The 13,040-nt window shown below is 46.5% G+C and carries 15 protein-coding genes; 14 read left to right on the top strand and 1 reads right to left on the bottom strand.

The genetic code is table 11. The features are described 5' to 3' along the window. Positions 1-35 precede the first annotated feature (35 nt). The 13 genes from sigY to Q0V21_RS32385 all read left to right on the top strand — a co-directional run bounded on the left by sigY (position 36) and on the right by Q0V21_RS32385 (position 11,146). Positions 36-563: an RNA polymerase sigma factor SigY gene (gene sigY, locus Q0V21_RS32445; RefSeq protein WP_301882581.1), complete on the top strand. Its 528-nt coding sequence runs from the start codon at positions 36-38 to the stop codon at positions 561-563. 2 nt (positions 564-565) lie between these two features. Beyond that, positions 566-904: a YxlC family protein gene (locus Q0V21_RS32440; protein ID WP_301882580.1), complete on the top strand. Its 339-nt coding sequence runs from the start codon at positions 566-568 to the stop codon at positions 902-904. Further along, positions 897-1,127, top strand: a complete 231-nt coding sequence (locus Q0V21_RS32435) for a sigmaY antisigma factor component (RefSeq protein ID WP_301882579.1) — start codon at positions 897-899, stop codon at positions 1,125-1,127. Before Q0V21_RS32440 ends, Q0V21_RS32435 begins: the two co-directional genes overlap by 8 nt. Positions 1,128-1,255: 128 nt before the next feature. Further along, the gene (locus Q0V21_RS32430; protein ID WP_024631336.1) at positions 1,256-1,639 is read left to right on the top strand and encodes a hypothetical protein; all 384 of its coding nucleotides are present in this window, start codon (positions 1,256-1,258) and stop codon (positions 1,637-1,639) included. Between the two features lie 305 nt (positions 1,640-1,944). Further along, a complete protein-coding gene (gatC, locus tag Q0V21_RS32425) occupies positions 1,945-2,232 on the top strand; it encodes an Asp-tRNA(Asn)/Glu-tRNA(Gln) amidotransferase subunit GatC (RefSeq protein WP_024631335.1) in 288 nt (95 codons plus the stop codon). Between the two features lie 27 nt (positions 2,233-2,259). Further along, on the top strand, positions 2,260-3,717 hold the full coding sequence (gene gatA, locus Q0V21_RS32420; protein WP_301882576.1) for an Asp-tRNA(Asn)/Glu-tRNA(Gln) amidotransferase subunit GatA: 1,458 nt from the start codon (positions 2,260-2,262) through the stop codon (positions 3,715-3,717). Between the two features lie 26 nt (positions 3,718-3,743). Next, the gene (gene gatB, locus Q0V21_RS32415) at positions 3,744-5,183 is read left to right on the top strand and encodes an Asp-tRNA(Asn)/Glu-tRNA(Gln) amidotransferase subunit GatB (protein ID WP_094939147.1); all 1,440 of its coding nucleotides are present in this window, start codon (positions 3,744-3,746) and stop codon (positions 5,181-5,183) included. A gap of 121 nt (positions 5,184-5,304) precedes the next feature. Beyond that, a complete protein-coding gene (locus tag Q0V21_RS32410) occupies positions 5,305-5,769 on the top strand; it encodes a GNAT family N-acetyltransferase (protein ID WP_301882574.1) in 465 nt (154 codons plus the stop codon). Between the two features lie 33 nt (positions 5,770-5,802). Continuing rightward, positions 5,803-6,513 carry an MgtC/SapB family protein gene (locus Q0V21_RS32405; protein WP_024631331.1) on the top strand — a complete coding sequence of 237 codons (711 nt, stop codon included), beginning with the start codon at positions 5,803-5,805 and terminating at the stop codon, positions 6,511-6,513. A gap of 146 nt (positions 6,514-6,659) precedes the next feature. Beyond that, positions 6,660-7,253, top strand: a complete 594-nt coding sequence (locus tag Q0V21_RS32400) for a hypothetical protein (RefSeq protein ID WP_024631330.1) — start codon at positions 6,660-6,662, stop codon at positions 7,251-7,253. A gap of 26 nt (positions 7,254-7,279) precedes the next feature. Continuing rightward, positions 7,280-8,677 carry a DUF4097 family beta strand repeat-containing protein gene (locus Q0V21_RS32395; RefSeq protein ID WP_079350044.1) on the top strand — a complete coding sequence of 466 codons (1,398 nt, stop codon included), beginning with the start codon at positions 7,280-7,282 and terminating at the stop codon, positions 8,675-8,677. Between the two features lie 174 nt (positions 8,678-8,851). Then, positions 8,852-9,274, top strand: a complete 423-nt coding sequence (perR, locus tag Q0V21_RS32390; protein WP_024631328.1) for a peroxide-responsive transcriptional repressor PerR — start codon at positions 8,852-8,854, stop codon at positions 9,272-9,274. A 141-nt stretch (positions 9,275-9,415) separates the two neighbouring features. Next, positions 9,416-11,146 (top strand): glycosyl hydrolase family 18 protein, encoded by a 1,731-nt coding sequence (locus Q0V21_RS32385; protein WP_301882571.1) that lies wholly within the window; start codon positions 9,416-9,418, stop codon positions 11,144-11,146. 119 nt (positions 11,147-11,265) lie between these two features. Here the strand turns inward: Q0V21_RS32385 and Q0V21_RS32380 are convergent, their stop codons facing one another. Beyond that, a complete protein-coding gene (locus tag Q0V21_RS32380; protein ID WP_301882570.1) occupies positions 11,266-11,670 on the bottom strand; it encodes a YgzB family protein in 405 nt (134 codons plus the stop codon). 122 nt (positions 11,671-11,792) lie between these two features. On the opposite strand from Q0V21_RS32380, the gene Q0V21_RS32375 reads away from it, so the two are divergent. Continuing rightward, complete coding sequence (locus Q0V21_RS32375) at positions 11,793-12,674, top strand: nucleotidyltransferase-like protein (RefSeq protein WP_301882569.1); 882 nt, start codon at positions 11,793-11,795, stop codon at positions 12,672-12,674. Positions 12,675-13,040: the final 366 nt, after the last annotated feature.

Raw genomic sequence — 13,040 nt, 5'->3', positions numbered from 1 at the left:
ACATAAGACTTAGCGGAGAGCAGGTGACAATCCAGATGGAGGCAGCCGAACTGGAAGAAGTACAGAGGGCGATACAGGGAGATGACAGTGCACTGGCAGAACTGCTCCAGCGTCACTACGCTTTTGTGTATAAGTATCTTGTCAAAGTAACGATGGACCCTAACGTTGCGGAGGAGACGGTGCAGGATACGATGATTCGATGTATGGAAAATATTCAAAGGTACGATGGTTCGTCTGCCTTTTCGTCATGGATGATTACGATTGCGACCCGGATATATATTGACAAGACGAGGCGCAGGCGAAGAGAGCAGATCTGGCTGGAGGCCGTTCGCAACCAAGCTGTAAGAAAGTTGCGATGGCAATTCGAGAGTCGGAATGAAAAATGGACGGATGTCATGGATGCCATGACAAGGTTAACGCCTGAGCATCGCATAGCCGTTCTTTTGAAGCATTATTATGGATATGGATATGATGAAATTGGTGAAATGCTGGGTATTCCATCCGGAACGGCGAAGTCGCGTACAGCCTATGGTCTTCGCCAATTGAGAAAGGAGCTGGGATGAGCATGAGCAGATCTGAAGAACAGGATGAACAAGAAATTCTGGCACGGATGCAACAACAGATGAAAGTGCTTGATGATGCTTATGAGCCTGTAAACATCCCTTCATTAGCCTCACTTGAAGCCAAAGTTAAGGAACGAAGGCAGCTAAGAAGGCGAGCCAATCGGATCGAATTGATTTTGTTCTGGATTGTGGGACTGTTCATTGTCGCCTTTGGTGCATTATTGTTACATTCGGCTCCGGCGCTATATTTGGGTATTCAGGCTGCTAGCTTGGTCGCAGCGATTGCCGTGGCAGCCATCTGGTCAGGGCGACGCCGGAAGGAGACGACTCATCATGAATGATTTTCATTATTCATTAGAAGAGATTCCGCTCGTATGGCTTATTCTACTTGCCATTGTACTGCTTGTTCAGGGAACATGGATCTTTCGGGATGCACGCAGGCGCGGCCGCTTTCCCTGGTTATGGGGATTGTGGGGAATTACCAGTTTCCCGATGCCTTTGATCATATACTGGTTTGTTGCTGTTCGTGCAGACAGCAGGCCCCCTAAGCAATCGAAAAAATAATAACATTATGCAACTAAAAAAAGATTTTGCACAAATGTTTTGTTTAATTCTAGTAATCGTAGACAGCGCTATTCTTTTCTAGTAGACTATACAAATAATAAAAAGATAGACTACCAGGAGGTTAGACGATGCTGCGATTAGGAGAGAAGGTTGTCATCGTCGCGGATGCGTTTGAGCAGAATCTTCCTGTGGGGGAATATGGTTTCATCATCGCTTATGACCGGAATCCGGACAATGCGTTCGATTACGTTCTTCGAGTGCCGCAGGTAAATCGGAACTTTTTTGTTCCATCCGGCGACGTCGATCTGGAAGAGGTTCTGCTGAAGCAGGAAGCTGAGCGGGTCGAGCGGGAAGCGTTGATAGATTACGCCCTTGCGACACACAATGAGAAACTGTTTCATCATCTGATGAACGGAGACTTTCAAGCTGTGGAAGAGGAAGAGGAAACCGCGAACGATGTTATGTCACAGGCGGATTTTATAAAGCAGGTTAATCTGCGTGCATGGATTTAGAATTTGAAGAGTCGGCTGATGCCGGCTCTTTTTTGATTAGATTTAGAACGGTTGAACTTTGAAGCGTGTGTAAACTTGATATTGCATGTGGTAATTTTGCTAAATGGGTTTTGAAATATGCATTACAGGAGGACTCCACCGTTGTGGGGTTATTTTGCATATTCGGCAACTCGAGTCGTATGCATTGAATTGTCGAACTATCTCACCTATAATGAAAAAAGTTATCTTGGGACTTTAGCCCGTTAAACGAACGATTCGTTTTCGGCGGTTTCAGGAATCAGAACGAATGAAGGAGGCATCCGGAAATGAGTATTTCGAATAATGACGTTCAGCATGTGGCCAAGCTGGCCCGGCTTAATTTGACTGCTGAAGAAGAGCAAACCCTGACAGGGCAGCTGAACGCGATTTTAAAATATGCTGAGAAGCTGAATGAGTTGGACACTGATGACATTGAACCTACCACTCACGTGCTGCACGTCAGCAATGTGATGCGTGATGATGAGACGAAGGAAAGTTTGTCAATTGAACAGGTGATGCGCAATGCACCGGAAGAAGAAGACGGGCAGTTCAAAGTGCCTGCAGTAATGGAATAACGGATAACCGGAAGGAGGACGAATTACGTGAGTTTATTTGAACAATCGTTGCCGGAGATACATAACAAGCTGCACGCCAAGGAGCTGTCGGTAAGCGATCTGGTGGATCAGGCATATCAGAACATTGGTGCACGTGAAGAGAAGGTTAAGGCTTACTTGGCACTGGATGAAGAACAAGCACGTGCTCGTGCACGTCAACTGGATGATCGACTCGTCAGTGGCGAGGAGAAAGGGTTGCTTTTCGGTCTGCCCGTCGGCATTAAGGATAACATCGTGACAAACGGACTTCGTACAACATGCGGCAGCCAGTTTTTACGCAACTTCGACCCGGTATATGATGCAACGGTTGTCGAGAAGCTGAAAGCGGCGGATACCATCACGATCGGAAAACTGAACATGGACGAATTTGCCATGGGCGGCTCCAATGAAAATTCAAGCTTTTACCCTGTACGTAACCCATGGGCACTCGATCGTGTTCCAGGTGGTTCCAGCGGTGGATCGGCTGCTGCTGTGGCTGCTGGAGAAGCTTATTTCACATTGGGATCAGACACAGGGGGCTCTATCAGACAGCCCGCTTCCTATTGCGGCGTTGTCGGTTTGAAACCTACCTACGGACTCGTTTCACGTTTTGGTCTGGTTGCATTCGCATCCTCCCTGGACCAGATTGGACCTTTGACGAAAAATGTCGAGGATTCTGCCTATGTGCTGCAAGCCATTGCTGGTTATGATGCCAAAGATTCGACATCCGCGAAAGTGGATATCCCGGATTACTTGAGCGGACTGACAGGGGATGTCAAAGGGCTTCGTATCGCTGTTCCGAAGGAATACATTGGTGAAGGCGTTGATCCGCAAGTAAAAGAGACCGTTCTTTCTGCCTTGAAAGTCCTCGAAGGACTCGGCGCAACATGGGAAGAAGTATCCCTTCCGCATACCGAATATGCGGTGGCAACGTATTATCTTCTCGCTTCATCGGAAGCTTCTTCGAACCTGGCTCGCTTCGACGGCGTGCGTTATGGTGTTCGTGCAGACAATCCGGAAAACTTGCTGGATCTGTATCACCAGTCCCGCAGTCAAGGTTTTGGTCCCGAAGTAAAACGACGCATCATGCTTGGAACCTATGCGCTCAGCTCGGGTTACTACGATGCGTATTATTTGAAAGCCCAGAAAGTGCGTACGTTGATCAAACAGGACTTCGACGACGTATTTGCCAAATATGATGTCATCATTGGACCAACTGCGCCAACAACGGCATTCAAACTTGGTTCCCAAGTTGATGACCCACTTACCATGTATCTCAATGACATTCTGACCATCCCGGTCAGCTTGGCTGGTGTACCTGCAGTCAGCATCCCTTGCGGATTCTCGGATGGCCTACCTGTCGGCATGCAGATTATCGGTAAAGCCTTTGATGAAACGACCGTACTGCGCGTAGCACATGCGTTTGAACAAAATACGGAATTCCACAAGCAGCGTCCGCAGCTGTAGACTGCCAGGAACGGAGGAATATAGAAATGTCCGCATCTAAATATGAAACGGTCGTTGGGCTAGAAGTCCATGTCGAGTTGCATACAAACTCCAAAATCTTTTGCGGCTGCTCCACTGCCTTTGGAGCTCCGCCCAATACACATACTTGTCCGGTCTGTCTCGGACATCCAGGCGTATTGCCTGTATTGAATCGCCAAGCTGTAGATTACGCGATGAAAGCAGCCATGGCCCTTAACTGCACCATTGCTGATGTCAGCAAGTTTGACCGCAAAAACTACTTCTACCCCGATTCTCCGAAAGCTTATCAGATCTCACAATTTGATCAACCAATTGGTGAGAACGGCTGGATCGATATCGAAGTTAACGGTGAAACGAAGCGAATCGGCATTACGCGTCTTCATCTGGAAGAAGATGCAGGGAAGCTTACCCATGTTGACGGCGGCTATGCTTCATTGGTCGATTTCAACCGTGTCGGTACCCCTCTGGTGGAGATTGTCTCCGAACCTGAGATTTCTTCCCCGGAAGAAGCGCGTGCATATCTTGAAAAATTACGTGCCATCATGCAGTACTGTGATGTGTCTGATGTGAAGATGGAAGAAGGCTCCCTGCGTTGTGATGCCAACATCAGTTTGCGTCCGCATGGACAGGAGAAGCTGGGCACAAGAGCCGAACTGAAAAACATGAACTCCTTCCGCGGCGTTCAGCGTGGTCTGGAATATGAACAGTATCGCCAAGCGGAAATTTTGGACGACGGCGGTGAAGTGGTTCAGGAAACTCGTCGCTGGGATGAGGCTCAAGGGAAAACACTGTCGATGCGTGGTAAAGAGCAAGCGCATGACTATCGTTATTTCCCGGACCCTGATTTGGTAAAGCTGCATATCGATGCAGCTTGGAAAGAACGGATCAGAGCTTCCATTCCGGAGCTTCCGGACGAACGTAAAGCCCGTTATACTGCTGACTATGGTCTGCCTAATTATGATGCAGAGGTTATTACGTCATCCAAAGCGGTCGCTGATCTTTTTGAAGACAGTCTGAAATACACCAAGGATGCCAAAGCCGTATCCAACTGGATTATGGGCGATTTGCTCGGTTATTTGAATACAAGCAACCTTGAATTGACTCAGGTGCCACTGACTGGCCAAGGTCTGGGTGAGATGATTGGATTGCTTGAAAAAGGTACAATTAACAGTAAGATCGCCAAAACGGTATTCAAGGAAATGCTGGAGAGCGGCAAGCTTCCACAGCAAATCGTTGAAGAAAAAGGTCTGGTCCAGATTAGTGACTCAGGTGCCATTCTCGCCATTGTAGAGCAGGTTGTTGCGAACAACCCGCAGTCCGTGGAAGATTACAAGGCTGGCAAGCAGAAAGCCATTGGTTTCCTCGTTGGTCAAGTCATGAAAGAAAGCAAAGGCAAAGCCAATCCGGGACTGGCCAACCAACTGCTTACAGATGTACTGAACCGCTAATCCATCCGGTGAGGCCGGACAGAAAGAGGCTCGTCCCTGTGACAGCCTCTTTTTGTGTTAGGGGTACAGGTTTGATTTCGTTGTCCTGGATTCAGTGATGTACAAAGGAGATGAGGAAGGTATGAAGATTCAATCGTTGTCTTTGAACGATGTGGAGATGGTAGGTCAGTTGTGGCGGTTACAGCATGTGTCTTATCGGCTTGAAGCGGAAATCATCGGATTTCAGGAAATTCCGCCTTTAATGGATACGATGGAGACACTGCAGAATTGTGGAGAGACTTTTTACGGCTATCTGGACACGGATGGCGAATTGCTTGGTGCGGTTGCAGTGGATGAGGAAGAGATCAATACATTGACGATTACACGAATGATGGTGCACCCTGAACATTTTCGTAAAGGAATTGCTGCTGCTTTGATGACGTATGTGTTTGAACAGCATTCGGATCTTCCGCGTTATATCGTTTCTACAGGAACGTTGAATCAACCAGCCGTCCAATTGTATACCAAATTCGGTTTCAAACCCGTGGAAGTTGTACAGATTGCACCGGGAGTGGAATTAACGACATTTCATAAGAATAAAGATTAATGATGTAAACAACGTGGAGGAGGAGTACCGGTTTTGGGCAATCCCTGGTTGATAGATGAGTGGCACATTTTATTGCGATTATTACTGGCTATGCTGCTTGGGGGGCTTGTAGGCCTGGAGCGGGAACGTTCCAATCATGCTGCCGGTTTGCGTACCCACATTCTGGTATGTCTTGGATCTGCACTCATTATGATGTTATCTGTTTATGGTTTTAAAGATTTTGCCAATGAATTAAATGTTAGGATTGATCCGGCCCGTTTGGCGACAGCTGTTATTACTGGCGTTGGGTTTCTCGGAGCCGGCACGATTCTTTTTACCGGAAAGTCGATTACCGGACTGACAACGGCAGCTTCCATTTGGGTGGTGGCAGCCATCGGACTGGCAACAGGCGCGGGATTCTTTTTTGCTTCCATCGTGTCAACAGTCTTGGTATTGCTTAACCTCTGGGTTTTCAATAAGTTGGAGCTTAGGTATATACGGGGAAACAAACTGCATGTCGTTACGCTTCATACCTTGTCTGAGCCCGGCTTTCTGGAACAGGTATCTTCATTTCTGGAGCAGGAGAAGATCAAAATCCGTAAAATAACGGTTAATGAGCAGGATTTGGCTTATGCAGAAATGATATCGGTTGAACGCAAAATTGAAATTGTGCTGCATGTTTACATGCCACATGAGTTCAGTGCAGTACAGCTTGTATCCAAATTAAGACAGTGGGAACATGTAACGAAGGTGTCGGTCGAATAAATGAATTAAACCCTCTGAAGCCCTTAGTGCCGGAGGGTTTTTGCTCATAACCATATTTCTTCCAGTTACTCTCCCGGCTCTTTAGGGTACTATCTAACCAAATGCATGAAGAGCGGGAACATCAGCCCGGAAGAAAGGAGTCGTTTATGAATCGGAAACGTCAGTCGAACATTCATTCCAGCGGAACGCGAGGAAAACCTGTCCGAAATCGGACTCACAAGTTTATTGCCGGGTTGCTAAGTGCGGTTATTCCCGGTCTGGGCCATATCTATCTCCGACTATATATGAGAGGTCTGACTTTCATGATGCTTGTGCTTCTGGACCTGTCAGCACTCTTGTACTTCTCATCTATTGGAATACAGATCAATGTACCATTGCTTATCCTGCTGGCATTGTTTATTCCGGTGATTTACTTTTACAATGTATTCGATGTATTACAGTCTGCGGACTGGGTGATGATGCGCAGAAGAAGAGCGATTACTCACAATAGCTCGGACAAGCCGATCCCTAATGAACGTTCTGCAGGGGAAGCTATGATGGTGTGGGAGAGAGGCATTTCGTTTGGGCTGCTTCTTATTGTAGGGGGATCGCTGTTAGTTTTGTTCTTTCGCAAACCGCGTTGGTTTAAAGAGCTAATCGCTGTGTATGGCGGATACACTTTTGCTGTTCTGATGATCGCAGGAGGACTTATCCTTTTTGGACGAGAAATCTGGGTCATGCTTCGCAAGAAGAAAATCTAGTGTGAACTATTCAAGGAGGGATAGCCATGAACCGTAAAGTCCGGGTCGGCCGCTATACGGCTGCCGCTTTAATCATAGCTGTCGGTGTGCTGTTGATTTTGGATAAACGGTGGGGAACGGACTATGTATATGAGATGGTCGACTGGTGGCCCCTCTTGCTCGTAGTATTGGGTATGGAATACATACTGTTGTTCTTAGTAACACGCAGAAGAGGGAATTTAGCTTCAGATCAAGGTGACAAAATTAAAATGCGCTTCAGACCCGATGCGAAAGGTATCCTGACTTCCCTTCTCCTGACAGCCTCTGTATTTATCGTTACAGAGCAGGATCATTACATGCATTTGTGGAACAGGGTGAGTCTTAACCTGGGAGCGGCATCTATGGATTATAGCCAGGCAGCAGGGTACATGGAAGATAAGGGTACGATTCGGGTGCCTGTAGGTATGGATACTTCGGACATTATTGTTGAGGGAGTGAACGGGGATATCTCGGTACAGCGAGGGGACACGGAAGAGATTGAAGTGCGCACGGTAGTTTGGGTAGATCAGACAACCGAAGTACAGGCCAAAGCTGTGGCAGACGCTTCCTTTGTTGAGACGGACGGGACAAAAGTAATTCATATCAAGACGACAGGCAAAACGTATGGAGAAAACGAGAAAACACAACCACGGATGAATATTACCATAACGATCCCGGATGATCGTCGTTTCAATCTCGATATTCGAACGTCTAATGGAGCCATATTACTGAATCGTCCGGAAGCCATTAGTACCATTTTTGCTGAGACAGGGAATGGACGTATACGAATTACGAATGCCGTAGGTGATATTTCGGGTAAAACACTGAATGGTGATGTCATTGTGGCAAATGCGATCGGAAATGTGGACTTGAACAGTAATCGAGGGGATATGAAGGCCCGTGGAATTTCTGGAAATGTGAATCTGACTACACAAGTCGGAAGTATTAGCATCACCGACTCGGTTGGAGAGATCACAGCGGATACCAGAAACGGAAGTATTAATGTAGACGGCGCAAGTTTGGCGGTCAAAGCTCAGTCCCTCAATGGAAGCATAAGCATTGTATCCGCCAAAGTAGGCGGTGACTGGGACATTTATAGCGCTGTAGGTGCGATTAACATTCTGCTTCCGGAGCGTGGGGATTATAGCCTTAGTGGTTCCAGCAGTTATGGAGATTTGCAAACGGATCTGCCGTTTACCGTGAAGAATAAAACGATTGAGGGCCAGCTTGGTGAAGGAGAGTATACGGTTAAAGTTGAGGGGAACAGCGACCTCACTATTGATCGTAATCCTGCAGTGCCTCCTGTTGGGACGAATACACTGGATTCGGAAAATACGGATGATAACTTGGAACAAATGACCGAAGACGGACAGAATTCCCAAGACGAAACGTCTGAAGTTCCCTGACTGGCGCGTTGACAATAAACTTGCAATCGCCGTACAATAAATATAAACTGGCAAGGTTACACGGCAGGGGAAATGTAATGCTGTTGTTCCAGCCGAGGATCAACTCTGAAAGAAGAGACAACATGATAATGCTTTTGTCTCGACAGAGTAATGAAAGGTAAGGCGGTGGGTTTTATGGCAACACGTGTCCAACATGCGTTGGAGCATCTGAAAACGACCGGTGTCCGTATTACACCCCAGCGTCATGCCATATTGAATTATCTGATGGAATCCATGGGGCATCCGACAGCCGATGAAATTTACCGTGCGCTTGAACCCCAGTTTCCCAGTATGAGCGTGGCGACTGTATATAACAATTTGAAGATGTTTCTGGAAGCGGGCATGGTCCGGGAGTTGACATACGGAGATAACTCAAGTCGCTTCGATGCCAATGTGACGGATCATTACCATGTTATCTGTGATAAATGCGGCAAGATTGAAGACTTTAGTTATCCTTCGCTAAAAAGCGTGGAGCTTCAGGCGGAGTCAAGTACAGGCTTTGAAGTACATGGTCACCGACTGGAAGTATATGGTGTTTGTAAAAGTTGCAGGGATTAAGAGAGTTGAATTACAATATTAACGTGCAGAATTCAGTTTGGATTCTTCACGTTTTTTGTTTTTAGGACGATAGAATGTATATAGCTCTCAGCAGGTTAGATATTTCATGATTCAGTATGATTGATTAACGGAGGTAGACGTTTGAGTAGAAAAAGCAGATATACACGTCAGAAGCGCCGCTCGTTCTGGCCTGGATTTTTGGCTGCCTGTGTTATTGCAGGCGGTGCTTATTGGCTAATAACGAATGTTTGGCTTAGTCAGAGTCACGAAGACCCCGACTGGATTGGCATGAATCAACCTATTTTTGTGGACGGACAATTGATGGATGGTGAGGCTGCAGGAACGGGAGATCAGCTTAAGTTGCCTGTATCGGTGCTGCAAGAGGCGATTGATTCCGGAATACGGTACGAAGCTGACACAGGAGATATCATTATTGCATCACCGCAGCGAGTGCTTCATATGAAGGAAGGTAGTACGAAGGCAGAACTTAATCATCGAGATTATCCTATGACGGTTAAACCGGAGGTCGTTGGGGGAGAAGCTTATATTCCGCTCAAACCACTCAAAGAAGTATACGGATTAGCTATACAGGAAGATGCTACAACGGGTGCAGTGATATTGATGCGTGGAGGCGACACCATTCAGTATGCAGAGATTGATACCTTGTCTTCCAAGGCAGACAAAACGGTTCCTTTGTATAAGCGTGGGGGAGCATCTTCTCCCATCATTGCCGATATGGAGCAGGACGCACGAGTAAGAGTTTGGCAAACGGGTGATGACCAGAGCTTTGTGCAGTTGGATAATGGTTATGCCGGTTATGTAGCTAATAAATATGTCACCCTTACGGAGAAAAAGGAGCTGGACAAGCCCGCATTCACACTGACCGCAGCGGAGAAAAAGTGGCAGAATAAACCGGTAAACCTGGTTTGGGAAGCCGTATACAATCGACAGCCTGATGTGGCTTCGATCGGCAAAATGCCTGGAGTCAACGTCGTCAGCCCCACGTGGTTCCATATTACAGATGGACAAGGCAACGTAAAAAGCAAAGGGGATAAAGCCTATGTCAACTGGGCTCACCGTTCCGGTATGGAAGTGTGGGCCTTGATGGATAACAGCTTTGACCCGGATATTACGAAAGAAGCCGTGGCCTCATATGAGACACGTACGCATATTATTGAGCAGATGCTGGAATATGCACAGACTTATCATTTGGACGGCATTAACATTGATTTTGAAAACGTCTATACAGACGATGGACCGAATATCACTCAATTTGTCCGCGAAATCAAGGCGATGGCGCGTATACATGGCTTGATGCTCTCGGTTGATGTGACGCCGAAATCGAACAGTGAGATGTGGTCCGCTTTTCTGGATCGTCGCTCGTTAGGCTCTTTTGCCGATTATATTGTCGTTATGGCATATGATGAGCACTGGGCCGCAAGTCCAAAGGCTGGTTCGGTTGCCTCGCTTCCATGGACCGAATCTTCTATGAGACGGATCCTGGAGGAGGATGAAGTACCCTCGAACAAATTGATTATGGCTGTACCGCTATATACTCGAATCTGGACGGAAGAGGCCAATGATCAAGGAGAAGTGAAAGTGTCTTCCAAAGCTGTAGGCATGAGTACTATCGCAGACCTGATCAAGGAAAAGAAACTCAAACCTGTCTTGGATAAACAAAGCGGACAGAATTATGTGGAATATTCCGAGGATGGGGCCACCAAGAAAATATGGATAGAAGATGCCGTCTCGCTTCAGGCACGTGTTGATTTGGTTGCTTCGCTGAAATTGGGAGGCGTAGCTGCATGGAATCGAAGCTTTGCCGATGCATCCGCATGGGAGACGCTCAAACAGGCAGGGTATTCGAAATAGACCTGAAATAGCTGTACTGAACTTATATCAATTATTTTAAAAGTTTTTCTGAATTCAAAAAAGGTCCGGTGAAGATACCGGGCCTTTTTTCTGTCTCAGGGCTTTGATGAAAAGAACATCTAGCTGTTGGAACTCACGCCATGATCTGTGTCGGTAGGGGATGGAGGTGTGGAATGCGCTTTCAGCTGTGAACTTGTTATATTGGCCTGATTAGGGTCCAGGGTAAGGATGGTGTGACAGAACATACAACGATCCGTCTTGCCGAGCATTTTGGTTAACTTGCCACATTCCGGACAGTCCACTTGTACAGCGCTTGTGGAAAGCATACCAGCCCAGAAATAAATGGCCAGACTAGCCATCATGGCAATCAGTCCGATCACCAGTCCCACAGCGGCAAATACTTTACCCGCGTGTCCCCAGAACACAATTCCGGCAGTTCCCAGTACCATTAGGCCCATGCCTAGCATGGTAAGTAGTAGTCCCCAAGTGCGAAAAGCATTAATTTTTGCTGATTTAAAAATCATGAAAAATGCTCCTATCGTATGAGTAGTATCGGACCTGGATAAGAAGGAAACTTTAGTCAGCATGTAGAATTACATTATAACTGACTTGGCGCTTATCTGCCATGAATTGTATGGAGGGAATCGTGGAACTAAAGAACCTTGCTTTTTTGTCCGAACAGTCGGAAGAGACAGGGGCAGTTGGGGCTATCGCTTATTCCCACCCGGGAGATCGATTCCACGGCTCCCTAATCCAGGATTTTGAATTGCTCGTACTTGTTGTTCATAATACCGACCAGTTGATATCCAAGGTTGGACACTACAAATATGGTGATGTTCGTTATCAAATGATCTATGTCAGTCGTCATGAATTGCAGAGCAGTGTAATTACGGGGGATAACAATAACATCATGCAGTGTCTGATTGAAGGCGAGATCATCTGGGAAGCGGATAATGCCTTGAGCGATTTGAGAGAGGAACTATCTGCTTTTGGAACCGAATTACGTGAGCAAAAGCTGCTTCATGAATTCGCCAGTTTTTTAAAAATGTATGTGGAAGCCAAACGTTACATTCAAGAGGGTCATGTTGTAGATGCCTACTACAATGTGCTTGAAGCACTGGGGAACTGGGCTCGAATTGTACTCATTGAGCAGGGGATTTACCCGGATCATGCTGTCTGGACACATGTACAGAGTTTGGATCGTGCTTTGTGGAAGCTATATCAGGAGCTTACAGTAAGTTCGGAGACGCTGGAACAGAGAGTTGAGCTTGTACTGCTTGCTTGTGAGTTCTCAGTGATGTCCAAAATGAGCGACTGCTCCGGATTGCTTCTACGTGTGCTGGGAAGTCGAAGGGAACCGTGGAGTATGGATGAACTTGTCCATCATCCGCAGTTGAGATTTGTACGGGAGGATCTGCCGCTCATTCTTCGTAAGCTGGTATTTCGTTCTATAGTAAAAGAATCGGCAGGTTGGCCATCCTTTATAGGTGGAGATGGACGGGAAATCCGTTATTGGGTTGAGGGGTGAATACTCGTAAAGCCGACCGCAAAATGGTAAATAACGTAGGAGGGGAAACCTTCCTTTTTTGTTTGTTTAATAATTTATAAAAAGAAGTTGACTCTTATTCAGGAAATATGATACATTATATTTCGTTCCTCAAACGAGCTTATCGTCAACAAATGATAAATTCTGCACAGGAAATCGTGAAGAGCTAAAGCTTCAAAAAAAGAAATTAAAAAAAAGTTCTTGACGAAAACAAACGAAATGTGTTACATTATTTAAGTCGCCGCCGAAAACGTGGTTGAGACGAAAAAGAGTAACACAAATCAAGTTTGATCTTTGAAAACTGAACAACGAGTGAGTAACGATCTTGCTTGCAAGATCGACGCTGAA

It is taken from the genome of Paenibacillus sp. 11B, from assembly GCF_030487755.1.
GTDB lineage: Bacteria > Bacillota > Bacilli > Paenibacillales > Paenibacillaceae > Paenibacillus > Paenibacillus vandeheii.
Note: the sequence above shows the minus strand (reverse complement) of the source record. Positions and strands in the feature narration are given on the sequence as shown.

What these genes read in the sequence shown, in the direction of transcription:
- Q0V21_RS32430 (WP_024631336.1), top strand. Translation starts at nt 1,256, where the DNA reads ATGCTGCGATTAGGAGAGAAGGTTGTCATCGTCGCGGATGCGTTTGAG.
- Q0V21_RS32400 (WP_024631330.1), top strand. Translation starts at nt 6,660, where the DNA reads ATGAATCGGAAACGTCAGTCGAACATTCATTCCAGCGGAACGCGAGGA.
- sigY (WP_301882581.1), top strand. Translation starts at nt 36, where the DNA reads ATGGAGGCAGCCGAACTGGAAGAAGTACAGAGGGCGATACAGGGAGAT.
- Q0V21_RS32440 (WP_301882580.1), top strand. Translation starts at nt 566, where the DNA reads ATGAGCAGATCTGAAGAACAGGATGAACAAGAAATTCTGGCACGGATG.
- perR (WP_024631328.1), top strand. Translation starts at nt 8,852, where the DNA reads ATGGCAACACGTGTCCAACATGCGTTGGAGCATCTGAAAACGACCGGT.
- Q0V21_RS32410 (WP_301882574.1), top strand. Translation starts at nt 5,305, where the DNA reads ATGAAGATTCAATCGTTGTCTTTGAACGATGTGGAGATGGTAGGTCAG.
- Q0V21_RS32435 (WP_301882579.1), top strand. Translation starts at nt 897, where the DNA reads ATGAATGATTTTCATTATTCATTAGAAGAGATTCCGCTCGTATGGCTT.
- Q0V21_RS32395 (WP_079350044.1), top strand. Translation starts at nt 7,280, where the DNA reads ATGAACCGTAAAGTCCGGGTCGGCCGCTATACGGCTGCCGCTTTAATC.
- Q0V21_RS32380 (WP_301882570.1), bottom strand. Translation starts at nt 11,670, where the DNA reads ATGATTTTTAAATCAGCAAAAATTAATGCTTTTCGCACTTGGGGACTA.
- gatC (WP_024631335.1), top strand. Translation starts at nt 1,945, where the DNA reads ATGAGTATTTCGAATAATGACGTTCAGCATGTGGCCAAGCTGGCCCGG.
- gatB (WP_094939147.1), top strand. Translation starts at nt 3,744, where the DNA reads ATGTCCGCATCTAAATATGAAACGGTCGTTGGGCTAGAAGTCCATGTC.